Origin of the sequence: Hoskinsella mucinilytica (genome assembly GCF_045223415.1) — a bacterium.
Lineage (GTDB): Bacteria > Bacillota_I > Bacilli_A > Erysipelotrichales > Erysipelotrichaceae > Hoskinsella > Hoskinsella mucinilytica.
This window is the reverse complement of the sequence record NZ_JBEQZJ010000003.1, coordinates 52997-79013: the sequence shown is the minus strand read 5'-3', so window position 1 is coordinate 79013 and position 26017 is coordinate 52997. Positions and strand designations below refer to the sequence as shown.

Below are 26017 nucleotides of genomic sequence, written 5' to 3'. Positions count from 1 at the left end.
CTTGTGATTAACATGGTAAAGAGACACTTCAGCATATTCTGCAGAAATGCCTCTTTTTTTATTATAACTTTAATTTAAAAATGCCATAAGTTTGATTAAGTATCCAAACGTAAAAAAAACGATATTATAAAAACAGATGATTTATAAAGGCTTGTTCTTCCTCTAGTTATCATCTGTTTGATTGAGCTTACTACATCACTTTCCTAAGTAATCTAGCAAAGTCTTAAATTATTTTTCTTTATTGGTGATAGCAGCTTGTGCAGCAGCTAGTCTTGCGATAGGCACTCTAAATGGACTACAGCTTACATAAGTCAATCCCATACGGTGACAGAAATCAATACTGCTAGGATCTCCACCATGTTCACCACAAATACCAAGTTTGATACCTGGGCGAGCTTGGCGACCTAAGTCTACAGCCATCTTAATTAATTTACCGACACCCTTTTGATCTACTCTGGCAAATGGGTCCTGTTCAAAGATTTTTTTCTCATAATAATCATTTAAGAATCCACCAGCATCATCTCTTGAAAAACCAAAGGTCATCTGAGTCAAGTCATTTGTTCCAAAGCTGAAGAATTCAGCTTCTTCTGCAATTTCATCTGCCAGTAATGCGGCACGTGGAATCTCGATCATTGTTCCTACATGATATGTTACTTCCGCATTCTCACGTTTCAATACTTCCTCAGCAGTGCGAACAACGACATCTTTTACATATTTCAATTCAGCCTTATCACCAACAAGTGGTATCATGATTTCAGGTTCAATATGCCAATCCGGATGTTTTTTATTCACATTGATCGCTGCTTCGATCACAGCTGTTGTCTGCATTTCCGCAATTTCAGGATAAGAAATCGCAAGACGACATCCACGATGTCCCATCATTGGGTTAAATTCATGTAAATTCATAATAACACCACGTAATTCATCCAAATCAATATTCATATCTTTTGCTAATTGTGCAATATCATAAGAACTTGTTGGTAAGAATTCATGTAATGGTGGATCAAGATAACGAATGGTTACAGGTAATCCATGCATAGCCTCATAAATACCTTCAAAATCACCACGTTGCATTGGAAGCAATTTCGCAAGTGCTTTTCTTCTTTGACCTTCTGTTTTAGATACGATCATTTCACGCACTGCCTTGATACGATCGCCTTCAAAGAACATGTGTTCTGTACGAACCAAACCGATTCCTTCTGCACCAAATGCAACTGCTTGTGCTGCATCCTTAGGTGTATCCGCATTCGTTCTAACTTTCAATACACGAACCTCATCTGCCCATTTCATAAAGCGCTCAAAATCACCTGAAATTTCAGCTGGAACTGTAGGAATTTTTTCTCCATAGATATTACCAGTTGATCCATCTAAAGAAATATAATCACCTGAATGGTAAGTGACACCCTTCACTTCAAATGTCATATCTGTTTCATTGATCTTAATTTCACCACATCCTGAAACACAGCAAGTTCCCATACCACGAGCAACAACAGCAGCATGTGAAGTCATACCACCTCTTACCGTCAAAATACCTTCGGATACATGCATACCTTCAATATCTTCTGGGCTGGTTTCCAATCTAACCAAAACAACCTTGTGACCAAGCGCAGCTTCCTCAATTGCCTGTTCAGCAGTAAATACGACCTGCCCACAAGCTGCCCCTGGGGATGCAGGAAGTGCTGATGCAATTGGTTTGGCCTTTTTCAAAGCTTCTTCATCAAAACGTGGATGTAATAAACTATCCAACTGTTTTGGTTCCACCATCATCAACGCTTCTTCACGAGTAATCATACCTTCATCATACATATCACAAGCAATTTTCAAAGCAGCTGCTGCTGTACGTTTACCATTACGTGTTTGCAACATAAACAAATTGCCTTTTTCAATTGTGAATTCCATATCCTGCATATTCTTATAATGTTTTTCTAAGGAAGCACAAATTTCAGTAAATTTTTGATAAGCAGCAGGCGCTGTTTCTTTCAAACGATCAATGGTTTGAGGTGTACGAATACCGGCTACTACATCTTCACCCTGAGCATTCATTAAGAATTCTCCATATAGCTTATTTTCACCTGTACTTGGATTACGTGTAAAGGCAACCCCGGTACCACAATCATTTCCCATATTACCGAATACCATCATCTGTACGTTAACAGCAGTTCCCCAACTTCCCGGAATATCATTCATCTTACGATAGAAGATTGCACGTGGATTGTTCCATGAACGGAATACCGCTTCGATTGCTCGAAACAGCTGTTCTTTTGGATCAGCAGGGAAATCCTCTTCTAAGCTTTCTTGATAGAATTTCTTAAAACGTTTTACCATTTCCTTCATGTCATCAGCATCAAGGTCAGTATCCTGTTCTACACCCTTCTTTTCTTTCATTTCATCTATGATTTCTTCGAATTTTGCTTTATTTAAACCCATGACAACATCTGCAAACATCTGAATGAAACGACGATAAGAATCATATGCAAAACGTGGATTTCCGGTCAAAGTCGCAACACCTTCGACAACCTCATCATTGAGTCCTAAATTTAAAATGGTATCCATCATACCGGGCATTGACGCTCTTGCTCCTGATCTTACGGATACTAACAAAGGGTTCTTTGGGTCACCGAATTGCTTCTGACTCAACTCCTCTAATTTCATTAAATAATCAAAGATTTCCTTACGAATTTCTTCAGAGATTTTTTCTCCGTCATCATAATACGTATTACATGCTTCAGTAGTTACAGTAAAGCCAAAAGGAACTGGCATACCCAAATTCATCATTTCTGCCAGATTAGCACCTTTACCGCCTAATAAATCACGCATGTGTTCGTTTCCTTCAGAAAAAAGGTAAACATATTTCTTACTCATTAAGCATTCCTCCTCTAATGTAATCGGTTACATTTCGTTGTTACTATTATACTATATTCTTACTCATATGACCAGTGCTATTTTTATATTTTTCATTTTTCCATAAAATTAATTATTACCTTACGATATCTAGCTCATATCATCACCTGTTATGATTCTATGTTTGCTTTCCTCCTATTTATGCTCAAGCATGAAAAAAGGCTTGATTCTATAAATGAATCATAGCCTTTTGCTTTAGTTTTTACCTAATAAACGGAACATATTCTTTTTATATACTTCTACTCCTGGTTGATCAAATGGATTCACATCCAACATTGCAACACTAATTGCACAAGCCTTGAAGAAGAAATAACACATGTAACCAAAAGTTTCAGCACTCATATCAGGCAATGTAATCAAAATATTTGGTACATTTCCTGTTACCTCATGTGCCTCTAATGTGCCTTTACAAGCCATTTTGTTGACCCAATCGACACTCTTACCACTTAAATAATTCATTCCATCTGCATTATCAGGATCACTTGGGAATTCTAAATCAGCATCAGGTTGATCAACCAATACCAATGTTTCATATAGAACTTTTTTCCCTTGTTGGATAAATTGTCCCAGTGAATGAAGATCGGTTGAGAAATTTGCACTGGTTGGAAGATTTCCCTTTTCTTCCTTGCCTTCACTCTCACCGAATAATTGTTTCCACCACTCTGCTACCATGACCATCTGAGGTTCGTAAGATACCAGCATCTCTACATCTTTACCCTGATTTTCTAAAATACGACGTGCAACTGCATACTGATACGCAATGTTTTTATGCAAATCAGCATCCTTAAAATCTTCATACCCTTTTGATAGACCATTCATAATAGCATCGATATCGATACCTGCGACTGCAATTGGGAATAAACCAACAGGAGTAATGACAGAAAATCTTCCACCGATATCATCAGGAATAACGAATGTTTCATAGCCTTCCTTATCTGCAATCGTCTTCAGCGTTCCTCTAGCTTTATCGGTAGTTGCCACAATACGTTTGCTTGCTTCTTCTTTTCCGTATTTTTCTTCCATAAATTGTTTCAAAAGACGGAAAGCAAGTGCTGTTTCTGTAGTAGTACCAGATTTTGAAATTACATTTACACAAACTTCTTTATCTTTGATATATTCCATAACATTAGAAATATAACTACTTGAGAAAGTATTTCCCATAAAGATAATTTCTACTTTATCTTTGTTATATAAGCCCTTGATCATTTCGATTGCGGCACGACTTCCCAAATAAGAACCGCCAATACCACATACAATGAATACTTCGCTTTTTTCACGGATTTCCTTTGCTGTTTTTTTGATACGGTCAAACTCTTCTTTATCATAGTTGTTTGGCCATTCTACCCAGCCAGTAAAGTCATTCCCTTTACATGTCTTATTGATGAGTTCTTCATGACATTTGCTTACTGCATCCTGATAAGCAAAAACGTCTTCCTTCAATAAAGCATGTGTTAAATCCAACTTCATCATGTTTGTTCCTCCTTCTATTGAATGGCATCTTTGATCCAGCCATCCAGTTTTTCCTGCAAGGAAGCAAAACCGATTTTCATCTCAGGCAATTCATGCGTAATTCGTTTTCTCATGCTCCTTGCCTTTTGCGGCTGTAATGCCTTCAGTGACAGCTTAAAGTGCGTGCCATCTTCATCCACATCCAGAATTTTAACCTTTACACGCTGATTAACATTTACATACGTATGCACATCACGTACAAAGCGTTCACTTATTTCTGAGATATGGATCAAACCAGTATGCTTACTGTCTAGATAAACAAAAGCTCCATATGGTTTTATCCCAGTAACGACACCTTCAACCACACTTCCAATCATATACTGCACGGCTTCACCTCATTTCATCGGGTTTATTATATCATATCTTCGCTTTTATGTGTTATAATAATAAGTGCCAGATGGAATTTTTCCTATCTCGCATGGTTTGAGGTGACACTATGAGTTCTATATACCCTTTGTTGGCCGCACTTTTAGCAAATGTACTAGCACAGGTGTTAAAGCCCTTTGTCTTATATTTGAGAACAAAGAAATTTGATGTACATCAATGTATTGCCTGTGGAGGCTTTCCTAGCTCACACAGTAGCACGGTTAGTGCTTTGACCATTGCCATTGGTATGAGTGAAGGGTTTGATTCAACATTTTTTGCGATAACCTGTGTATTCAGTTTTATCGTCATCTATGATGCAACAAATGTTCGTTATTATGCTGGTAAAAATATTCAGTTGACGAAACAGTTGATCAGCGATCTGGAAACTTTAAAAGGTTTGAAATTTTCTGATCCAATCTATCAGGAAAAAATCAAAAGTGTGCTTGGCCACAAATTCATCGAAGTATTAGGCGGCATATTACTTGGTATATTGGTTGCTCTTGTTCTATATGAGTTGCTTCATATTTAGAAGGAAGGGATATCATGCAAACAAAAATTGAAGAAATTAAGCACGTGATTGAAAAGATCCGTCCATACATACAGCGTGATGGCGGTGATGTAGAATTTGTTTCTTTCGAGGATGGTATTGTTACTGTTCGCATGTTAGGAGCATGTATGGGATGTTTTGCCTTGGATGATACCATCAAAGATGGCATTGAGGCGATCCTATTAGATGAAGTTGAAGGTGTGGTTGGTGTTGCAGTTGCACCAGAATGATCCAATATAAAACAAGACCCGTTATCAAAGTGATAAAGCGGGTCATTTTTTATTTACTTGTGATATGTGCTATGTTTTTTAACTGAATGCTGATGGTACCATCACTTTGTGTAACAAATTCGATATAGTCTTTTGAATTCATATAATCAACCGGGATAATGATTTCAATCCCATTATCTGTTTTGATCTTTTGTACTTTTTCACTTTTTCTTGGTTTCATATATTCCACATCGATTTTTTCATGAATACCTTGATTTTTGATTTCTTCTTTAAAATCCATTTTTGCTAATGGTTGTGATTCAAACAAAACACTGGCAATTTCTTCCATATCAATATCTTTTTGTTGTTCCACACTATCTTTTACAATGCTTTTCATTTTCGGTATCAAATTGACTTCTTGGATATCGTATTTATCCTTCACTTCTTCAACTGTTTTTGTAATGGCTTTTACTGCCTCTACATAACTTGCTTGGGTCGTACATTGCAAGATGAGTTCTGATAAAAAATTTACCTTTTGCGCTTCGATTTCTACTTTATTTTCAACACAATGAATGCTTAGATCACTGCATTCTATCAAAGCAGCACGATCCTTACTCGTTAAATTAGAAGATAACAGAGTACGATAAGAAATCAATTCATTATATATTTGATCTTCTTGTAGAAGATGATGAGTTAATCCACTTTGATAACCATTATCCAATATCAAAAGATATCTTCTTCCTTCTTGTAAGATACTAGCGACCATGAAATCGCTTCCCTCATAAATACCGTGTTTCATTTTTAAATCAAACATATGCTTCGCAAGCTTTTCACTTAGTTCCTCAAAACTCAATAAGGATGCTGTATAATTTTCTATCCAATTTTTCACAATACTGCCCTCTTTGAAATGGGCTGCTTTTTTCTTTGTACTGGCAAATACCTTATTTGCCTTGGTCTCGATCATTTTCGCAATTTCTTCACTCATATCCTGCATACAGCGTGAGCTAGGTATAAAGGTATTATGCTCACAATCCAAAATATGAACAATGCTTTTTTCCAGTTCCATCTATATCCTCTTTTCCATTTTCATCTCGATAATCATACCTTATTTCAAAAAAAAATTCCAGTAAATATAAAATTGTATTATTTTATAAAAATCACAACAAAATCACATGATTTTTTCTATAAATATGTTACAATAAATATTAGCGAGAGTGCTAGAGAGGCTGATGAAATGGAAAAAGCTATATTTTCAAGAGTGGATTTAGACAATGAAAACTGTATATTAGCAAATGAATATCTGGATTGTATCAAAGATTTGATCGATATTGAAGATGTTCAAGGTCTGAAAGAGTTTTCTCAACATTTAAAAACAAGTCGTTTTCAACATTCTTTGAATGTTTCTTATTATAGCTTTTTATTAGCAAGAAGATTCCATCTTGATGCTTATAGTATTGCAAGAGCCGGTTTACTTCATGATCTGTATTTCTATGATTGGCGTGAAAAAGAAACACGTCCTATGGAAGGAAGACATTGTTCTATCCATCCGCAAATAGCATTGGATAATGCAAAGAAAGCATGTAGTATTAATCCAGTAATGGAGGATTGTATCGTTCATCATATGTGGCCAATGACCATTCATTGTCCTAAAACCAAAGAAGGTTGGGTCGTACAGGCAGTGGATAAATATTGTGCAGTAAGTGAAATGCTATTACAAAGTGGGCGTAAGCTAAAAGCATCACATGTTTCTTTCTATTTTATGGCTTTAATTTCCATCCTACGTTAAGACGCAAAAGAAGATATCTATCCGATATCTTCTTTTTTTGATCAATCTTCTAACATACCCATAGAGGTAAGTTGTTGTTCCATAAAATCACGAAATGCAAATTCTTCTCCATCTTGCATACCGATGTAATATACTTTATCGATATCTTCCTGTTGGAAAAGAAACAGTTCCTGTGGATTTAAAACACCCTCAGGATAGTAACAGGATGAATAATCATAATCGATACCGGTTGCTTGATTTTTTTGACATCGACCAATGATCATGACCTTCTTTGTCCCTTGTTTTAAGGTTACAATAGAACCTAATGGTAAAATATGTGCTAATGTTTGTTTTCTCATATATGCTCCTCATTTATCTCTTTTTCAATATTCAACTTTAACCTTCAGACCAATACCCGCCAAAAATGATGCTTTTCCTCCAAACTCTAGCTCCCCTTCCTTGCTGGAAAACTCTGCTCCTAACCCTGCTGATCCTAATTCGCCTTCACCAGTGATCGTTACCTTTGCGCCAAAGAAATTAAAACTACCTTTGATATCGCCTTGTAATGCCGCAACACCTACTTCTCCTTTTACAGTAAATTCCTCTTTATTAATGGTAATTTCACCTTCTGCTTTTGCCACACCAACTCGACCTGTAGCTTCAGCATCTATATGTAAATTTGATGTACCTAAACCAACGGTTGCCTTTGCTTCTCCAAGACTTCCAATAACCTTACCTTCCAAATGAAGGGATGGTGCGAAAGCATCATCTTCAAACAATTGGATCTTAGCATCTCCACCAGCTTCCAGATTTCCTAAATCAATGCGGCCTTCCATATCCATGTATTTCATGTTCTTTTCTGCTTTCCATTCAAGTGCATGAAAACTGCCAAATATACCGACACAGGCACCGTTTTTCATATAGTCCTGCAAGGACTTATCACTGCGAAAGGAATGATGAAATCTTGAATATGTTTTACCTGTTTTAAACGAGGTGGTCCAAAAGGGAGGTGTCTTCTCTTCTTCATCTTGATAAGAAAAGATTTTGGATACAAGTGGAATCATGGTTTGCATCGCATGCATTACATTTGATTCAATTGCTTCATATGCTTCAATGGAATCCTGATAAAAGTGTTGGAGTTGTTCTAATGCATAACTTAATTGCTTAGTTTTTTGATTTAGTCTCCATTCATAAAAACAACTGCTTAAGGTTTGTACTTGGGAAGTCGTTTGATAACAAAGTTTTAGAGCCTGCTGAAGTTCTCCAGTATTTACGTTCAGCATATCGTATAAAATTATAACAATTGTTCACAGATATACGATTGCTCCTTGATATTTTGTTTCATAGAATCAATATGATTCCTTACATAGGGAAGCTCTTTTGATGAGCAACAAACAGTACTGCTGTTTGCCACTTTATTTAGATATTGAAGAATAACATCCAATTGTTTCAGGTAGGTATGAATCTGGTCAGCGTTTGAAGGTGTCAGCTTCTGCATTCAGTTGCTGTTCCATCGTTTGATAAGTGAGGACAGTAGAGTCGAGAAATTTTGCGTAAGAATCAATGATGGTACGGTAATTATCAAAAGACGGTAACATTGCTTGAAAACGTTGTCTTATCGTTTCACTTGCAGGACTTTGCCAAAAACCCGCCAATTGTGTCATTACCGCTGATATCTCTTGTAAATTTGAGTATAGCTGTTCATTGTCCTGTCGAATTTGATTTGCGCAGGTGGTGACATTATTTAAAGATATGTTCATGATTTCCATAATGGTTCCTCCTTAATTTGTTAAACGACGTGCCATATCAGCACGTTCCTGCTGTGTTTTCTGATAAATGGTTGCACTTTGTCTTAAGAATTGTGCATATTGTCGCATTAACGTAACCATTTTCACAAAATCAGTTTCAAATCCTCTGATTTGACTTGTAAAAGAAAGATTATCTTTTCCTTGCCATCCTTGTTTCATTGTGTCTACGCTCTGAAATAGATGGCGATATCTTTGTTCATAGGCATCAGCCTGTTGTTCGATTCTTGAAGCACTTGATTCTAGTCTTTGATAGTCTACATTAATTTTTATACTCATAAGAGTACCTCCTTACAATAGTATGATTTGTGAGCCGGTAAACAGGCCACAGTCTTTTACGATTTGATCACATGCTAATATGCAATCTGTTTGTACATGATAAAGATAGCTTATCGCCTGATGATAGCATCTTTTCTTTTTTATGTATTCCACGCAAGCTTGCGTACATTCATACAAGGTAGCTTCCAATGGAAAATAAGCGTCAAATCGAAGCTGCACGATCGGTACGTACACCTCCACAAGAATTCTTTCATCCATTTTCTATTTCCTCCACCAAGCGAATGATCTGATGATTTCCATTTTTCCATAGAACCCCCATTCTTTCGTCTAAGCCCTGATCTGGTAAATAAGGAAGATTCAACGCATAACACGCTTGTGAATATCCACTACCATTCCAAAGCACACTTCCTTGAATCAAAGCCTTTTTTATGTTCTCCTCTTGACGTCGTATCGTTAGTTCTTCCATAGATAAGAGTGATATAGAGTCATATTGCTTCATTACCTTTTCAAAAGGTTGATAAAAGCTGAAGGAACAAAGTATCAGAATATCATCTTTTTCTGATAACCATACCGGCTCTTTACTTATCACATCTAATCCAATGAATAGATAACCATGTTTCTTCTGATCATAAACTCGTTTCGGCAACAAGGGGATCATTCTGCTTTTTCGTTTTCTTTGTGATAATGTGATATCGCTAGCACATTGAAATTGATAAATCATTTGTTCTTTTTCTAACATTCCTCTTCCTAGCTGTTTTCCTATTTTTATACCATCATTAGAATGAAATAATCCTAAATAACCATCGGATTCTTCGAGATAAAAACAATATACGGTAGAAAGAAAGCCTTTCATTTGATACGTCATTGTATAAGGAGATTGCATCATAAAGCAGAAATAAATGCCATACTTGCTACCTTCTCTGGCAAGTTGAAATAACGCATCTTTTCGTTCCTCTCCAGAAGATAAAAATGCTTCAAAGTGTTGAAATATTGAGAATATCGCCAGATTGCTTCGCTTTCTTTTTCGCTGTTCTAACTCTTGTTGTAACACATACAGATAGCTCTGCCATTTTTCTTCTTCATGATAAAGAATCTCATCATCTACTCCCAATGCTCCTATATCCAAGTCACCATCTTTCAACAAATAAAGATAAGTATGCTCTTGGTCAATTGCGGATAACATTGCTTCCAGCATGATTTGATGATCCTCTTCACGACTTGCGATAACTGCAATCTGAGCCAATTTATCTAATGAGAATCGAAGGGGAAGCTTTCTTTGATTAGCTGGATCATCGATTTCAGCAATAACCGCTTCATCATGATAACGAAGCACCAACTCTTTTTTTGTGATGGTCTCGTCTAGTGGAGAAAGCCATAAAGCTCTTGCCATTAGCTCATATTGTTTTGCTAATGCATGTAAGTAAGAAACAATAGCCTCTAACTGTGTTTTTTCTGCGCTTTGACAACAAGATAATTCTTTTTCATACAGAATCGTCCCTGTCGTAGAGATCACTGATAAGTTTTGATTCGTTTTTTTCTTATACTCTTCTTTTTCCACATAAGGTGCATTTGCCCATGCAGCCTTTCCTTTTACATAATGCTCGTCATACCCAATTTGTAAATAAAACATACCTGCTTCTTTCAAATAAATGGCATCTTCTTTTTTTAACATTTCCATACTATCCATACGATCTTGTACCTTTAAACAAACATGAAACCGTGCATTGCTCCATATTTGATCGTCGATCACTCCATTTGGTTTTTGCGTTGCCAAAAGCAAATGAATACCTAGACTTCTTCCAATTCTAGCTATTTGCTTCAGATCTTCCATAAAGGCCGGTTGTTGCTGTTTTAGTTCTGCGAATTCATCGCTAACTATGACGATATGACTTAATCGTTCTTTGACGAAACCTTCAGACCATAGTTGTCGATATTGATCAATATGCATCACATTCTTACCATAAGCTTTTTGACAGTTTCGAAATAAAGCTTGTCTTCTGGTCAATTCTTGACGAATTCCTTGAATTGCTCTTTGAATCTGTTCATCATCTAAATTGGTCAATATCCCTGCTACATGTGGTAACTGAGCAAAAGCTTGAGCCATGCCTCCTCCTTTATAGTCAATCAACACAAAACTAATATCATTAGGAGCATGTTGTATCGCTAAAGATAAAATTAATGTTATGAGCCATTCACTCTTTCCAGAACCTGTCATACCGGCAATCAAGCCATGAGGTCCATGGAATTGTTCATGAAGATCTAACTTAATAATTTCTTCGTGTTCATTGATTCCAACACAAGCCTCTAGTGAAGTAGACATCTTTTTCCATCGTTGAAGAATACCAAGTTGTGCAACATTACCACATTGATACATATCTAAAAAGGTGAATTGTATTGGAAAACCAATATGTTGTTTTTCTATGAATTCCAAACGATGATATTGATGCATCAATGTTTTGCTGACAACATCACTCATATAGGAAGGTGTTACAACATGATCGTTTATTTTAATTTTTTCATATTCGTTTAATGATATCATTAGCTCGCATTCTGGATGTAGTTGTTGCATGCTCTTTGCAGATTGAATATATACAACATGTTCCTCATGTAGTAGCATGCTTAGACAATCCAGACGTTCTTCTAAGCTACGATCAAAAGAAACAATGACAAGATACTCCTGTTTTAAGCGTTGTTTCCACCATTCCCTTAAGGCCAGATCTACTTCCTTGCCATCTTCTTTCTCACATACCAATAAACGATGACTTCCATAAAACAATGCAGGTAATGTACGAATGGCATATCGATAACTATCTTCTGTATGTATGATCATACAGATATGTAAAAATTGACGATGTTGCAATAAGAATATTTGCATCACTTTATCAATTAAGAACTTTAAACAAACCTCATGTTCACCATAAACACCAATATGTGACCATAATTTCATATCTAGACAAAACGTCTGGGTAGGTAAAAGAAATTTATGGTTTTTAAAGTCTTGATATGCCTTCCAGCTAGCATCTTTAGGTGGAGAAAGTGGTGATTTTGTTGATGTGATATGAATGGAAGCTGTCAACTCTGTTTTTCCCATGCTAATGAATAAGAAAGAATCATCTTGTGGTAAACGTTCATGCATAAGCCAAGGTTGATATTTCAATTTATCTTGAATCGATTCACTATCATCATAATTGACCTTTCTGCTTTCCTCTTCTTCCTTCATATAGCTATGCAATTGTTCTTCTAACTCTTTTAGATATGTTAGATAATCACATTCCTGTTTTTGTTTTTCTTTTTTCTGTTGATGTTGTTCATAATAATGAAGTATGATCGGCCATACCATCATTGTGATTGCCATAGAACAGCTCATCAACAAGGTTGGTAAAACACTTTGCAATGATTGATGTTGCATCTTAGCTTGATACACACTCAACAACCCCATTGCCATAGAAGACATTCCCATAGTGAATGATGGTCCTGTTGTCAAGATCAATGGCATTTTTTTTGTTTCCGTCACACTCATCGGAGGTTCAAGTTCGACATTCAATGGTTCCAGTGTTTTTTTTGGCATAGCTGATGGAAGTATTTTCTTTCTTTGGACACCTATGCTTTTCTGGGATAGGGGAATACATGGTTCCAGTACTTGAGAAAGCTGAGATTCCGCCATAATCAATAAGGTATCTTTTCCCATAACGATCAAATATTGCATCATTTGAATACGATCACCTGGATTCAATTGTTGTTGGGTCACTCTTTTCGCATTCACATATGTTCCGTTTCTGCTATGTAAATCAAAGATCTGCCATTTACCTTGATGAAAGCTAAGTTGAGCATGATGATAGGAAATCATGTTATCCTTGATCACGATTTCTTGATCTTTACCTCTTCCGATGTGATAGATTTGTTCCTTTTTCAATGCATAATGTATATGACTGGTAGATGGAATAGGGTGATAAATCAAACAATATTCGCCCTCATTACTTTGTAAATACAACCGAAAATCGAAAGTAAGAAGATATGACTCCTTTCCATCTTGAGGAAATTGGTACAATTTGTTTTTCAGAAGATACCATCCATCCTCCTTACCCCAAATTTCAGCTACCGGCTTTTTACCATCTTTATCTTTACGATATAACCAAAATCTTCCCTCATGCTCTGTAGGAAGAAAACACGTATCTAAATCATCAGGACTTAGAATGATGATTTCGGCGTTTTCTTGTGCCATACCATAAGCATCCAAAAGCCAGTATAAGAGAACATGTTATGATCCACATCAATTCATCTCCCTGTGCTTCCTTTTCACTCAACATCAACGTATCCGGAATGGATTCTTGTTTTTGCTTTTTCCGAATCGTTTCCTTTATTTCTTCCTCTTTGTTTATCTCAATGCTTCTTTCTAATTTTTGTTCATTACCCGCAACATCTACAGCTTTTGCCATAATCTGCATTGATCCATTGACCTTAATTAATACATAAGGAACGCCTTGTTCATTGTATTGAATTTGTGATAGAGAAAGTTGTTTCCCATTGACCCAAATTTCTGTAAAATGCTCTTGTTCTCGTTTCTTTTCATCCATCTGTTCTAAATAAATACAAAGCGTAGAGCCTAAGGATGCTTGTTGTTCAACAGGCCATTTATGATCAACATCATAAAGTCGAATCACAGGAGCACTATGATCTATAGAAAAGATGATCGGATCTAGTTGCCAACGATTCATTGCGGCATCCCTCACTTGTAAAATCAACTCATATTCCCCTTCATCTTCAATTGGCTCTTGCCAAACATAAGGAATGACTACACCGTTTTTTTTCAGAACGCAATGAACAACTTGCATATCTTGACTTAATTTTGTTACTTCTGGAATCCAGCGATTCGAAAAACTTAATTCTTTTTCTGTTTGGGGTATTTTCCAAGCTGGCTTTTCACAATCTATCACAAAATCAAAACTTTTTTCTATTACATTTCCCGCTAAATCGCTCGCAATGATCCTTAATTGATAAGAGCTTATTTTCTCATCCTGTTTATAAACCACTAAATTAGAAACTGATTCAAGAGATCGTAATAACGTTCCTTGTTCATAAAGCTCATATCGATAACCAGCCAATTGCTCATCCGTAACAGTCCATTGAATTTCCATATCTTTATTTGTGATAAAGGGGATATCCGTCTTCAAAAAAGTTCCTTGACTGAATGCTTCGATCTGTGGACTATTTGGATCATAGATAACATCAACCGGTGCTGTGATCACCTCATTACCTGCAATATCCAGCGCATGTACACAAATGGAATACTTTGCAAATCCATGATCCTTTAAGGTTAAAACTGCTTGATTTTGATTCTGAAACCGCCATACCTTCGTCTCTTGATTCTCTGTAACCATAACCTCAAATTCCTTTAAATGTGCATCTTTAACATCAACATATATACTTGGAAGTACGTTGGTATTGTTTGCTGTTGTTATTTGTATTGATGCATATGGTTTGCTTTGATCTATGATAAAACTTTTCTTACCACAGGTATGATTACCTGCTAAATCCACGATGTCCCACACTATTTGATAATCTCCATCTTCATCAAACAAATGGCTCCAACTAGCATCATTCAAATACTGAGTATCCATCAATGTCTGATTACGATACACTTGTATCTGGCTTTTTTTCTGATCTAGAAAAGAATCTGTTGCAGTCAAATAAACTCCGTTTTCATGATTTAAAACATCGCTTTTTTGTGTAGCATCTTTTACTTTTACGATTGGAGCCGTTTGATCTATCACAAAGGATATTTTTTTTATCGTTTTGTTATTAGCTTGATCTATCGCTACGATTTCTAATTCATAACTACCTTCTTCCTCAAAATGTAACAAACCATAACTTCCCTGCTTTGTTTCATTCCAATCAACCTTCAAATCTTTTTGATATTGATCTTTTTGACAGGTCACCATGATCTCTTTTAGATTGCGTTCCTGAATGTTCAAAGGTAGATCAAAGGCATCCTTATGGTAGGTCGATGTTGATGCATCAATGATCGGTGCTGTACTATCCACAAGAAATGACAATATCTCACCTTCACTTACATGACCTGCTAGATCAACGATATGATATTGAAATGTATGCATTCCATCTTGAAATACAAACTCATAACAATCTCGTATATCCGGAAGTAACTGCTTTTCTCCATCAAGGCAAACATAGCTTTCCTTTACATCCAAGAAAGGTTCTTGAATCATCATTTGTAAATGAAATTCATGATCATAGATCTGCTTGATGTCATCGATTGGTTCGTTTTGTTCTTGTAATACGACCTCAGGCGCTGTTTTATCAATACCAAACAAATAGGTTTCTTCTATGACATTTCCTGCAAGATCTTGTACCTTACACTCTATGGTATGTACACCTTCATCTGTAAATAACATTGTCGTTTTTTGTTTTGATTCGTCGCTTTCCCAGGTAATCTTTGTTTCTTCCCCATCAACTAAGATCATTGTATTTGAAAAATCCAAATGCTCCTCTAACAAAATCAAATCTACCTTTTGATCGAATTGTGATATCATCGGTTTTACATAAGATTCTTCATTTACAAAAACTTGTATCTTTGGAAGTACATCATCTACCAAGATGTTCTTTTCATATATAGAACGATTTCCATAAGTGTCTTGCATCTCAATATGGATGTCATAACTTCCATTCGTTAAAGGAAGCTTTAGAACTTCATTTTCCACAGACCATGGCAAAGATAGCGGTTGTCCATCTTTTTGTATATCGGCGCTTACATGATCCATATGTGGATCAGAAAACTGAAAGGTAATCATAGTGTCCTGTTGATAAGTATCTTTCAAGGCTCCAGTTTCTTCACCATTTTCAAACAACTTCATACTACAAGTAATCGTATCCTTAGAAAAAGTCGGAGTTTCATAGATCTCATCTTCAATAGATAGCTCATATTGAATTTTCTCTCCATCCATGACCTCTACTTGTCCGATCCACGCACCTTCTTGTTTTATCCACTTGATTGATGTAACCTCTTGTTTTTGCATAGCTTCATCTTTTACGTATAACTTCACTGCATCTTTTTTCTCTTCCTCGACTTGAAAGCTCAGCCAAGCTACATCATGATATTGCTTTTGAATTTCTGCGCCATTGATCATAAATCTTGATTCCTTAGCTGACAAAGGTGCGTGTAATTGACCTAAAGTCATCGCAGACAATAAACAAAATCCGATTTGTTTTGATTTTTTCAATATTTCTCCTCACTTTCTTTCATAATTTGTGTTTCTCTAATCTCGATCCTCTTATGAATCTGACGTTGTCGTTTTGTGTAAGTGGATAACAATAACGCAAACATCAACAAGGTAGCGATTAGATAACATAGTTTAGATAATACATAATAATTCATCGTATCCTATAGCACTCCTTTCCACCTATTGCCTGAATATATAGATCATCTCTTCCATTTCTTTTGTAGATAAGTCACTTGTTGTAACATAGCTTCCCTGTTGGTATCCTCTTTTACCATATCGATATACATATTTGCTTTATCTAATAGATCCATTCGATTGCTTTTCTCTTCATCAACAATGCACTTTTCAAATATCTCTAAATACAAATTTCCAAGATGATAGGCTTCTTTTATATCCCACTCATTTTCCAATTGTTCAACAAAGGAGAATATACTGACATCCTTTTGTTCGCAAAGCCATAGACCATATGCGTATTGAAGCTCTATTTTTTTACTAGATGCATGCTGTAATTCATAAAGGGGTAATAAAAATTCATATGTTTGCGCTAATTGATCACTTTGCGTTTCATATAAAGCAACCAAGAGATCCACTTTTTTATCTGACATGTCCTTTGGATCATCCAATTTTTGATATAGCACCTTTAAACTACTCATAACATCCTGCTTTTGAAGAATTAAGGATAAAGCCGATTCATAATTTTTTTCATAAGCATCCGCTTTTATCTCTTTTATTAATCGCAAGGCATATTCATAAAGGGATAGCTCCTTTGTTAACACACATTCCTGAATCAAATAGCAGGCTATTTCCTCATTCATAGATAAGGGATAGTTCTCATAGATTTGTGAAATTCTTTTCAATGCCAATATCTTTCCTTTTAGCTGATGTTCTTTCTCTGCTTGTTTCAAAAAGCATTGATAGGCTCGTAAATCATCGCTTTGATAAAGAATCGCCTCTTCATAATCTTGCTTTTCGATCAACTGCAGATATGTGATTTCTTTCTCTTTTTCATATTGATAATTTGAAAAAAGTGCACAACTGATACAACAAAGCATCAAACTAAGAAGCAGCTTATTTTTCCACTGAAGCGTTTTATGGACAATCGCTTGATATGCCTTATCAAGCTCTTTCATATCTCTATAGCGTTTTTTCGGATCTATTTCACAACAACGTAATAGAAATTTATCTATCGCATCTTGAGAAGCAGAAAGCTTATGATCTTCAGGAAAGCATTGATGACGTAATACATAAAACAATCTACCGAAACTATAGATATCTGCTAATGCAGAAATCAAACCATGTTGTAATTCAGGCGCTCCATAGCCTGGGAGTGATTGCACTGACTTTTGGGCCATCTTGATAGACGCTTGTACCAAAATCAACAAGATGTAATTTCCCATTTGCATCTTCCATTAAATTTTGCGGTTTTAAATCTAAATAAAAAATTTTATGATGATGCAAGTATGATAAAATCTCAATCACCTCCTTCATCCAACCATACAATATGGAATCTGGTATACCATTTGTCATATGTGTTTCTAAACTATGTCCTTCGATAAGATCCATGATGAAATAAGTTCTAGGTTCATATGCAATCAAGGAAGGTATCATAGGATGATGAATCCCTGCCAGTATATGAGCTTCTTTATGTAACGCATTTCGATAAACGGTAGAATGTGTGGTATGTTGTTTGGCTTCTTTCATTGCATAGGTTTGTCCATTGCTTTTGTCCTCTACCAACCAAACCTCTGACATACCACCAGACCCTAACAATCTTATTTTTTCATACTCCTTCATACGCTCCATCCTCCTTTCCCAACTCACCTTCTTCATATAGGAATTCATGATTTGCGAAACTAACGATATCACCATGATGTAAAGTGATAGATGTTATCCTATTGTGATTCACAAAGGTACCATTGCTACTGCCTTGATCGATCAATTGTTTTGTTTGTTTTTCATAAACTGCATGTTTGTGAGAAATAAAGGTGTCTTGAATACAAAGATCGTTTTCTGTACCTCTTCCAATGAGATAATGTTCTTTTTCAATCGTATATACTGCTTTTGTTTTCTGATCAATGAAAACCGCTTCGTCATGATTAGAAAACAATACCATTGTTTCCATGAACATATCAGGTGATCGTGCAGAAGGCACAACACGTGGTGGTCTTGGAATATCTCTTACTTGAAAGCGCTCATTTTCCTTACTTTTTGAAGGAACCCATTTTTGATACCATGGTGGCTTAGGTCTACAAGCCGCATATAGATCATGCAGTCCTTGTAAGAGGTTTGGAAAGCTCATTTCCTTTTGTTTTAATTGTTCTACTAAGAAACCAATGGTTTGATAACTATCTTCCCCTTTCAAAGCGGAAATCAACTCTTTAAGAAACACTTGACTTTGCTCACATTGAAAGATCCATTTATCCATCGTCAAAGGCAAGACCAAGAACTTTAAAACACCTCCGTCATAGCTAAGATAAATCAAATCACTTTGTAAATAGACAGGCTTATTGGTATTGACCCTTATAAGGTTCTCAAACAAGTAAATCAAAAATTCCATTAGCTCCATCTTTTCAAAACGATGAGACGTCACATAACTCTTAAGATCAAGATATCCATTGGTGTCATAAAAGAAACGGGTACAATCACGATGATCTTTGATTACAGAAAGACAAGAACCATCTTTACACATCTGAGCCAAAACATACTCATCAAAATCTTTTGCATCCTGTAAGGATACTTCTACAAATCCATCCTCTCGTTTTTTTAATTCTTTCATTTGCTTTTCCAATTTCAACACCTCTTTTTTATGCCCCTATATATTTACATACGTATGAAATGTCAAAAATCCTAAATTTTTCGTGTTTTCACATATTTTCACATAATTAAAATGGTATAATATTCCCATGTATCAAAGGAGCTAAAACATGAAGAATAAAGCGTTTTTTTACAATATACAGCCATTTTTTATGGTAATGATCATCGTGATCAACTTAGGAACATTTTTTTTCGTTTTTCCACTTTCTCAAAATCTAAGTGATTTAGGAAATGTTCTCGGACATAAAAGTTATCTTATCTTATGGGGAACCAGCGCTGCTCTTTATTTTCTTATCTATACACTTTTCTTTATAAAAAAATGCCGATATACGTATCGTTTCGGCATTCCTATTCTATTATGTTCTTGTTTTTTTATGGCTCTATCCGTTTGGATTCCATACCTTCCAACACAATTACCACAGCTTGCGAAATGGCATACCAGAACTGCCATGCTTGGCACCTCCCTTTTTATCTTGCTTATCTTTCATATCATCACATCTTGTTTAAAAACAGATGTATTGTTATTTCAAAAAGCTTTTCCACCATTCTTTATACTTGTCGTATTTGACCTTTTACTCTATCTTCTTAATGGCGGTGTATCAACTTTGCTTGAAACTTCCTTTACCATTGGAATGAGTATGTATCTGTTTTATATGCTGAATAAATAAGCAATTTTTTTATTTCAAATGTACAAAAAAAAGGTTTATTCTGATCAGAATCTTCTTTCTGACAAATAAACCTTTTTATATTGATATTGTAATTACAATGGTAAATCTTTCACTTTAATGATCAATGCAGCAACTACTACGCCAAGCATTAAAAACAAAAGATGATGAAACTGCATATAAGCTACAACTCCAAAGATGATTGCAAGACTTGCTAAACTGATCCTTTTTTTGAAAACCTCTTTATTGTTTTGCATAATAGGATGCCCTTTTGATTAATAACGGAACTCTTCCCGGAATAACTCATCAACGGATTTACCCGTTTCTTGACGAAGTGTTTCAACATCTTTATCTAACACGATCTTGCCTTCTTTGATAAAGACAACGTTACTGAAAACTCGTTCAATATCAGCAATCAAATGTGTGGCAATCAAAATTGTCTGATTCTCATCATAATTCTCTAAAATAGTGTCTAATATCACTTCTCTAGCTGCTGGATCCACGCCACCGATCGGCTCATCCATAATGATGATTTTTGCTTTTCTACTCATTACAAGTGCAAGCTGAAACTTCTCTTTGGTACCCTTTGACATACTTTTGATTCTCATTGATGCATCAATTTTAAACTTATCCATAATTCTTTGACACTTTGCTTTATCAAAGTCATGATACATATCTTCGAAAATGCTTAATACATCTTTCACCTTCATCCAGTCTGAGAAATAAGGCTCATCCGGTAAATAAGAAACAATTTCTTTTGTTTCTGGACCAATGTTTTTCCCATCAATTTTTACAACACCTTGATAATCCTTCAACATACCAGTCATGATTTTCAGCATGGTGGTCTTACCACTTCCGTTTGGTCCCAATAAGCCAATGATCTGACCACGTTCTGCCATCATTTCAACATTTTTTAATACTTCTTTTTTTCCATAAGATTTATTTAATCCACATATCTCAATCAGCTTTTCCATTATCGTATCGCTCCCTTATCATCTGGATGATTTCCTCTTCTTCACATCCATATTGTTTCATCTCATTTAGAAATGAAAGTATTCTATCATTGACAACGCTTTTTTTCAAAGCATGAATCAGTTCAGTATCTTTGCATATGAAACGTCCACTAGTACGTTCACTAATAAACAGTCCTTCTCGTTCTAAATCACTCATTGCTCGTTGTACCGTGTTTGGATTCACACCAAATTCAACTGCTAATTCACGAACCGGAGGAACTTTGCTTCCTGGTGCATATACACCTGTGATCATACGTCGTTTACATTCATCCATAATTTGTATATAGATTGGTATATTGTCATTAAAATTCACATTGATCACTCCTTAGTATTCTCTTCTTTTCATTTGTCGCATCGTTTTCAATACCGCAATGATAATCACACACAGTACTGCTAAGCCTATTGCGATGACAACAAAGCTTACTTTAAGATAATCTACTAACAAATATCCTGTAAAAATATACCAAAAGGTAAACAACAATATTACAAGAATCGCCAGTACATTTTCTTTTATATCATTCATTTATTCAATTTCAAGTTTGTGATCAATCAGATAACTTGCAATAAAGAAGAATGCAACGCTTAGAAGTACATCTTCTATCATAGTGATATAAAGTGACATATCACTTGTAACTGCCGGCATTGTCGTATCCACTACACCCATTGAAATTGCAAACCCGAAATCCAATGCTGAATCTGGAAAGATGATTCCATTGATGTATGAAATCACAATATTGATAGCAAAGAACAATACCACTGCAATGATACCACGATGACGACGAATATAATTGGTATGAGTTAAATTCATCACCATATATAACAATGTAATCATCTCAATAACACCAATGAATGTTGACAATAACGTCAACCATCCCTCTAAAGGCATTTGAGCCAATCCATTACTTAACAACTCAAAGATATTGCCAAAACCGATTTCACCGGTTCTCCATGCCAATAACATTGCTGCCAACATAATGACTAAATACGATAAAATAAACCATAAAGATGAATTCAAAATTTTAACCAATAATAGCTTTTTACTGGACACCGGTAATGTTAATGTCAAATACCCTGCCTTTGAAAACATAGAACTTTGATAAGTTCGTATTACCATGACGAATGTCATAATGACAGTAACAAATACCATCACTGTAAATAAAATACTGATCAATGCCATCAAAACCGTATTTGATTGATTAAACAGTAATGCCGCAAGTAACATAATTGCATAAGTGAAGAGATAATTACGATAAGAGCACTTTATCTCATACTTCCATAAATTCCAAAACATATTGTTTCCTCCCTTTAACAAAAGATGATGTACTATTGTATTAATCATCTAGTACAATAGTACATCATCTTTAATGGTTTGTCAACCTTATTAGGAATAAAAAGTATTTAAGCATGCGTTGTGATACGATGACGTTTTCCTTCCCACACCATAGTACCAATCAACACGGTATCTAAAATGATCCAAAAGATCCAATAAATACTGATTTTCGGTAATACTATACCGAATATGGAATAAAATAACGTTTGATTTCCATTAAAATAGCTGTATGCACTCAAATTTTCTGAGAATCTCATTAACAGATTACTCGGAAAAAAGGAAGCAACGGAGTTTCCGCCAATGCGAAACATCTCATAATAAATAGGTAGGATCACAAAAATCAATGCGAACACAGCTGCTAGATAACTATTTTTAGATTTTTGAGAAATAAATAATATACTGATACAAAGTGATAGCGTCCCAATAGAATAATTGATTAAGCTAGCCGGGATCAATTCTTTGAAAGTATATAAATAAGAACTGATCAATCCTTCCTTTTCAAAATAAAACATATTCCAATCAAGTCCACCATACCGCATCAATATAAGTATCAATACACCTATTTTCGCTAATACAGGAATCAAAACACCAAGTAATATACATAAGATGATTTTAGCCCAAATCACCTTTACTCCACCATTGGGAGAGGAAGCCAAATAAATATCCGTCTTAGATTGCGTTTCTTTACTGAATATGTTTGCGAAAAGAATGCCTAGAACAATTAGCATCAAAAAATTTGTGTAACTTAAGTTATCGGTTAACATAGACCCTAAAACATTGCTATGGTACGTTGTTGGCAAGGACAAAAAACGTCGATTGATCTCATTTCTTGAAACATCATCTTGAATAGCATCACAATCTTGTAACACACACATCGCTTGAGTATCCTTATTCTCCTCTGTATACAAATACTCCTTTCGATGAAGCATTTTTTCACTTTCTGGCATGAGATGATCGATCAAATACCAAAGATCATCATCTTCATATGCATAATATATAGTGAAGTCTTCCAATGAATATTTTTCTTCAGATGAATCATTCATTGCCTCTTTTATTTCATCTTCACTTAATGTTCCATCTTCATATGCACGATAAATCTTTTTCCAATTGAATCCATTCATATCTGAAGTACTTTCCTCATCAAGAGGTCGATGAACATTCAAATGACGATGATCATATTCTAAATCCGGCATAGTAGAATGTTTTGCTAATGTTTCATAGGATCCTTCTAGCTTTTTCTGTTGTGCGATCACATCTTTTATATTAGATTGCGATAACAAACTCGGCGTATGCAAATCTTGTTGGAATTGCCATAAACATATGCCTAAAAACAATAGTAGAATGATCTTCCCCGAAATAGACGAGGTTAGTTTTTTCGCTTCATAACAAATCAGTTTCCACATAATTTCGTTCCTCCTGAAAATAAGACAAATAGACATCATCTAAGGTTGGTTCTCTTACTATCGCATCTTCTCTAGGCTTGTTTGAAGATAATACTCGAAGAATGACAGTATCTCCTTCTTTTTTTCTATTTACCACACATAATTCTTGTTCTATTGCCACCAACTCTTGTTCACTTCCTCGTAACTCATATACGCTTCCTTGAATATCCTGTAATGTATCAGCTAATGTTTTTTTGAAAAGAATCTTCCCTTCTTTCATGATCATCACATCATCCGCTATAGTTTCCACATCACTGACAATATGCGTAGATAGAATGACAATGGTATCTTTCCCAACATGAGATAACAACTGACGTAGTGCGATTCGCTCTTTTGGATCAAGCCCACTACTTGGCTCATCTAAGATCAACACCTTTGGATGATTCAATAAGGCTTGCGCTATGCCAACCCTTTGTAGCATACCACCTGATAAATGGCGCAATTTCTTCTTTCGTACATCATGCAAATTCAATCTAGTCAAAAGCTCTTCGATTTTTTTCTCACAAAATGACTTATCCATACATTTTAAAACACCGATATAGGTTAAAAAAGCTTCTACTTTAAAATCCATATAAAAACCGGCATTTTGCGGTAAATAGCCCAAGACTCTGGTATATTCCTGATAATTGCCTAAAATCTGAATATCATCCATCTTTACCACACCATCATCGGCTTTTAATATTCCGCAGATCATACGCATTAACGTTGTTTTTCCACTGCCATTTGCGCCTAATAAAGCATGAATTCCTTCTTCTAAAGTAAAACTTACATCATTCACTGCCTTTTTCGTTTTAAAACTTTTTGATAAATGCTCAACACTTAATTTCATAAAATTGCTCCTTTCCAAGTTGTCGATAATACATATAACATGCAACAATCAATAACAACAAACTTAACAAAACAAATAGAAATCTCCCTAGACTATGTTCCAAAATAATCTGAAATTGCTTACTAAAGTGATACTGAGGGATCGGGGCATCGTTTGTAAGATAAGTGATCATAATAAATACAACGGTATAAATAGATAATGCCTCTTGGTAGCTACGAATTTTTGACAATATCAATAAAAGTATCGCTTGGCTCATACAAAGTGGAAAAAACATTTCACAAAAAATTTCAAACATCGTTTGTTCTCTTAATCCTTCGCCAATTGTGATATACAGTCCAAAGGTCATGAAAAACAACATCAAGAAACTAAACATCTGATATAGAAATAGTTTTGCTCCATTCATAGGCATGGTATAAAGCAATTCCTGAAATCCGGTTTCACGATATTTCATTACTTGATAAATGAAATATCCTCCCATTGTGCCAAAATAAATGGTAAACAAAAGGGCTCTATCCACTGAGGAAGCTTGTAACAAGATGATAAAAACCAATAAAAATACAGCATATCCTTTCCATATGCGAAGACCCTCTACATCCAAGTATCTTTGAAACAAGCGAATTGGATGATGCTCTTGTCGTTTAACTTGCTTTTGATATTGAGCTTTACATTGTTGTATCGTCTTTGATCTTGCTTCTTCATTATCAATTTCCAGCTCATTCCAATCAATTTTCATAACCAGTCTTCCTTCCTTATCATTTGTTTTAACTTGCTTAATCCTAATCGAAGCCTTGTTTTCACGGTATTCTCTGATAGATCCAAAACCATTGCAATTTCTTTTATTTTCAATTCTTCATAGTATCTTAACACTAAGGCCTCTTCTTGTTCAGCAGGAAGCTTTTGCAACAAGGCTCGCAAATTTCCTTGTTGTATGTTCTCTTCTTTTGCTGCAATGGTTTCTGTATCTTCTAAATGATACGTTTCCAGATGATTTCGATACCAACCATTACAACAGTTAACGGCGATTCTTAATAAGTATTGTTTGGTCTTGCCTCTAAATTCAAAATGGTCGATATTTTTTATGAAATTCAAAAATACTTCTTGTGTGATATCTTTGCTACAATCTCTTCCTTTCATTCGTACATAGACATAAGAATAAATTTGAGGATACAGTTGCGATATCAAATCATCGATTGCCTGCTCATTTCCATTTTGGATTTCACGTATCAATTTGTTTTCTTTCATACCTGTCCTCCTCACTAAGATAATGCTTTTCAAAGAGAAAAAGTTCTCTCTTATATAAAAAAAGTC

Annotated in this window: 28 protein-coding genes; 4 read left to right on the top strand and 24 right to left on the bottom strand. The window is 35.3% G+C overall.

All coding sequences use genetic code 11. The annotated features are described in order from the left end of the window. Positions 1-228 precede the first annotated feature (228 nt). The 3 genes from ppdK to UGRO018_RS01690 all read right to left on the bottom strand — a co-directional run bounded on the left by ppdK (position 229) and on the right by UGRO018_RS01690 (position 4727). Positions 229-2862, bottom strand: a complete 2634-nt coding sequence (ppdK, locus tag UGRO018_RS01700) for a pyruvate, phosphate dikinase (RefSeq protein WP_416324718.1) — start codon at positions 2860-2862, stop codon at positions 229-231. 234 nt (positions 2863-3096) lie between these two features. Continuing rightward, entirely contained in the window at positions 3097-4371 is a 1275-nt protein-coding gene (locus UGRO018_RS01695; protein WP_416324717.1) for a glucose-6-phosphate isomerase, read from the bottom strand. Positions 4372-4385: 14 nt separating this feature from the next. After that, positions 4386-4727, bottom strand: coding sequence for a CvfD/Ygs/GSP13 family RNA-binding post-transcriptional regulator (locus tag UGRO018_RS01690; protein WP_463667543.1), 342 nt, complete (start codon positions 4725-4727; stop codon positions 4386-4388). A gap of 119 nt (positions 4728-4846) precedes the next feature. On the opposite strand from UGRO018_RS01690, the gene UGRO018_RS01685 reads away from it, so the two are divergent. Both UGRO018_RS01685 and UGRO018_RS01680 read left to right on the top strand, forming a co-directional pair. Next, positions 4847-5305: a divergent PAP2 family protein gene (locus UGRO018_RS01685; protein ID WP_416324715.1), complete on the top strand. Its 459-nt coding sequence runs from the start codon at positions 4847-4849 to the stop codon at positions 5303-5305. Positions 5306-5319: 14 nt separating this feature from the next. Continuing rightward, entirely contained in the window at positions 5320-5553 is a 234-nt protein-coding gene (locus tag UGRO018_RS01680) for a NifU family protein (protein WP_416324714.1), read from the top strand. 49 nt (positions 5554-5602) lie between these two features. Here UGRO018_RS01680 and UGRO018_RS01675 read toward each other — a convergent pair whose 3' ends face one another. Then, complete coding sequence (locus UGRO018_RS01675) at positions 5603-6598, bottom strand: nucleoid-associated protein (RefSeq protein ID WP_416324713.1); 996 nt, start codon at positions 6596-6598, stop codon at positions 5603-5605. A gap of 168 nt (positions 6599-6766) precedes the next feature. Between UGRO018_RS01675 and UGRO018_RS01670 the strand changes: the two genes are divergently transcribed. Further along, positions 6767-7318, top strand: a complete 552-nt coding sequence (locus tag UGRO018_RS01670; RefSeq protein WP_416324712.1) for an HD domain-containing protein — start codon at positions 6767-6769, stop codon at positions 7316-7318. A 41-nt stretch (positions 7319-7359) separates the two neighbouring features. On the opposite strand, the gene UGRO018_RS01665 is transcribed toward UGRO018_RS01670, so the two are convergent. The 11 genes from UGRO018_RS01665 to UGRO018_RS01615 all read right to left on the bottom strand — a co-directional run bounded on the left by UGRO018_RS01665 (position 7360) and on the right by UGRO018_RS01615 (position 19404). Further along, on the bottom strand, positions 7360-7656 hold the full coding sequence (locus tag UGRO018_RS01665; RefSeq protein ID WP_416324711.1) for a DUF4176 domain-containing protein: 297 nt from the start codon (positions 7654-7656) through the stop codon (positions 7360-7362). Between the two features lie 24 nt (positions 7657-7680). Beyond that, a complete protein-coding gene (locus UGRO018_RS01660) occupies positions 7681-8580 on the bottom strand; it encodes an amino acid transporter (protein WP_416324710.1) in 900 nt (299 codons plus the stop codon). A 186-nt stretch (positions 8581-8766) separates the two neighbouring features. Then, positions 8767-9066 (bottom strand): pore-forming ESAT-6 family protein, encoded by a 300-nt coding sequence (locus UGRO018_RS01655; RefSeq protein WP_416324709.1) that lies wholly within the window; start codon positions 9064-9066, stop codon positions 8767-8769. A gap of 12 nt (positions 9067-9078) precedes the next feature. After that, positions 9079-9381 (bottom strand): WXG100 family type VII secretion target, encoded by a 303-nt coding sequence (locus UGRO018_RS01650; RefSeq protein WP_416324708.1) that lies wholly within the window; start codon positions 9379-9381, stop codon positions 9079-9081. Positions 9382-9393: 12 nt separating this feature from the next. Beyond that, entirely contained in the window at positions 9394-9639 is a 246-nt protein-coding gene (locus tag UGRO018_RS01645) for a hypothetical protein (RefSeq protein ID WP_416324707.1), read from the bottom strand. Then, positions 9632-13603 carry an FtsK/SpoIIIE domain-containing protein gene (locus UGRO018_RS01640; protein WP_416324706.1) on the bottom strand — a complete coding sequence of 1324 codons (3972 nt, stop codon included), beginning with the start codon at positions 13601-13603 and terminating at the stop codon, positions 9632-9634. Before UGRO018_RS01640 ends, UGRO018_RS01645 begins: the two co-directional genes overlap by 8 nt. Continuing rightward, positions 13563-16616, bottom strand: a complete 3054-nt coding sequence (locus tag UGRO018_RS01635) for an Ig-like domain-containing protein (RefSeq protein WP_416324705.1) — start codon at positions 16614-16616, stop codon at positions 13563-13565. The genes UGRO018_RS01640 and UGRO018_RS01635 overlap by 41 nt, the downstream gene beginning before the upstream one ends. Further along, positions 16613-16771, bottom strand: coding sequence for a hypothetical protein (locus UGRO018_RS01630; RefSeq protein ID WP_416324704.1), 159 nt, complete (start codon positions 16769-16771; stop codon positions 16613-16615). Before UGRO018_RS01630 ends, UGRO018_RS01635 begins: the two co-directional genes overlap by 4 nt. A 45-nt stretch (positions 16772-16816) precedes the next feature. Further along, entirely contained in the window at positions 16817-18013 is a 1197-nt protein-coding gene (locus UGRO018_RS01625; protein WP_416324703.1) for a protein kinase family protein, read from the bottom strand. After that, a complete protein-coding gene (locus UGRO018_RS01620; RefSeq protein WP_416324702.1) occupies positions 17922-18410 on the bottom strand; it encodes a serine/threonine protein kinase in 489 nt (162 codons plus the stop codon). The genes UGRO018_RS01625 and UGRO018_RS01620 overlap by 92 nt, the downstream gene beginning before the upstream one ends. Beyond that, a complete protein-coding gene (locus UGRO018_RS01615) occupies positions 18397-19404 on the bottom strand; it encodes an FHA domain-containing protein (protein WP_416324701.1) in 1008 nt (335 codons plus the stop codon). The genes UGRO018_RS01620 and UGRO018_RS01615 overlap by 14 nt, the downstream gene beginning before the upstream one ends. A gap of 136 nt (positions 19405-19540) precedes the next feature. On the opposite strand from UGRO018_RS01615, the gene UGRO018_RS01610 reads away from it, so the two are divergent. Next, positions 19541-20098 carry a hypothetical protein gene (locus UGRO018_RS01610; RefSeq protein ID WP_416324700.1) on the top strand — a complete coding sequence of 186 codons (558 nt, stop codon included), beginning with the start codon at positions 19541-19543 and terminating at the stop codon, positions 20096-20098. A gap of 92 nt (positions 20099-20190) precedes the next feature. Here UGRO018_RS01610 and UGRO018_RS01605 read toward each other — a convergent pair whose 3' ends face one another. From UGRO018_RS01605 to UGRO018_RS01565, 9 genes are all read right to left on the bottom strand, one after another. Next, on the bottom strand, positions 20191-20352 hold the full coding sequence (locus UGRO018_RS01605) for a hypothetical protein (RefSeq protein WP_416324699.1): 162 nt from the start codon (positions 20350-20352) through the stop codon (positions 20191-20193). Between the two features lie 18 nt (positions 20353-20370). Further along, complete coding sequence (locus tag UGRO018_RS01600; RefSeq protein ID WP_416324698.1) at positions 20371-21069, bottom strand: ABC transporter ATP-binding protein; 699 nt, start codon at positions 21067-21069, stop codon at positions 20371-20373. Then, the gene (locus UGRO018_RS01595; RefSeq protein ID WP_416324697.1) at positions 21053-21421 is read right to left on the bottom strand and encodes a GntR family transcriptional regulator; all 369 of its coding nucleotides are present in this window, start codon (positions 21419-21421) and stop codon (positions 21053-21055) included. The genes UGRO018_RS01600 and UGRO018_RS01595 overlap by 17 nt, the downstream gene beginning before the upstream one ends. A gap of 12 nt (positions 21422-21433) precedes the next feature. After that, positions 21434-21631, bottom strand: coding sequence for a hypothetical protein (locus UGRO018_RS01590; RefSeq protein ID WP_416324696.1), 198 nt, complete (start codon positions 21629-21631; stop codon positions 21434-21436). Next, positions 21632-22399: a hypothetical protein gene (locus UGRO018_RS01585; RefSeq protein WP_416324695.1), complete on the bottom strand. Its 768-nt coding sequence runs from the start codon at positions 22397-22399 to the stop codon at positions 21632-21634. 107 nt (positions 22400-22506) lie between these two features. Further along, entirely contained in the window at positions 22507-23841 is a 1335-nt protein-coding gene (locus UGRO018_RS01580) for an ABC transporter permease (protein WP_416324694.1), read from the bottom strand. Continuing rightward, positions 23819-24709: an ATP-binding cassette domain-containing protein gene (locus tag UGRO018_RS01575; protein WP_416324693.1), complete on the bottom strand. Its 891-nt coding sequence runs from the start codon at positions 24707-24709 to the stop codon at positions 23819-23821. Before UGRO018_RS01575 ends, UGRO018_RS01580 begins: the two co-directional genes overlap by 23 nt. Further along, entirely contained in the window at positions 24693-25442 is a 750-nt protein-coding gene (locus UGRO018_RS01570) for a hypothetical protein (RefSeq protein ID WP_416324692.1), read from the bottom strand. The genes UGRO018_RS01575 and UGRO018_RS01570 overlap by 17 nt, the downstream gene beginning before the upstream one ends. Further along, on the bottom strand, positions 25439-25951 hold the full coding sequence (locus UGRO018_RS01565) for an RNA polymerase sigma factor (protein WP_416324691.1): 513 nt from the start codon (positions 25949-25951) through the stop codon (positions 25439-25441). Before UGRO018_RS01565 ends, UGRO018_RS01570 begins: the two co-directional genes overlap by 4 nt. Between the last annotated feature and the right edge of the window lie 66 nt (positions 25952-26017).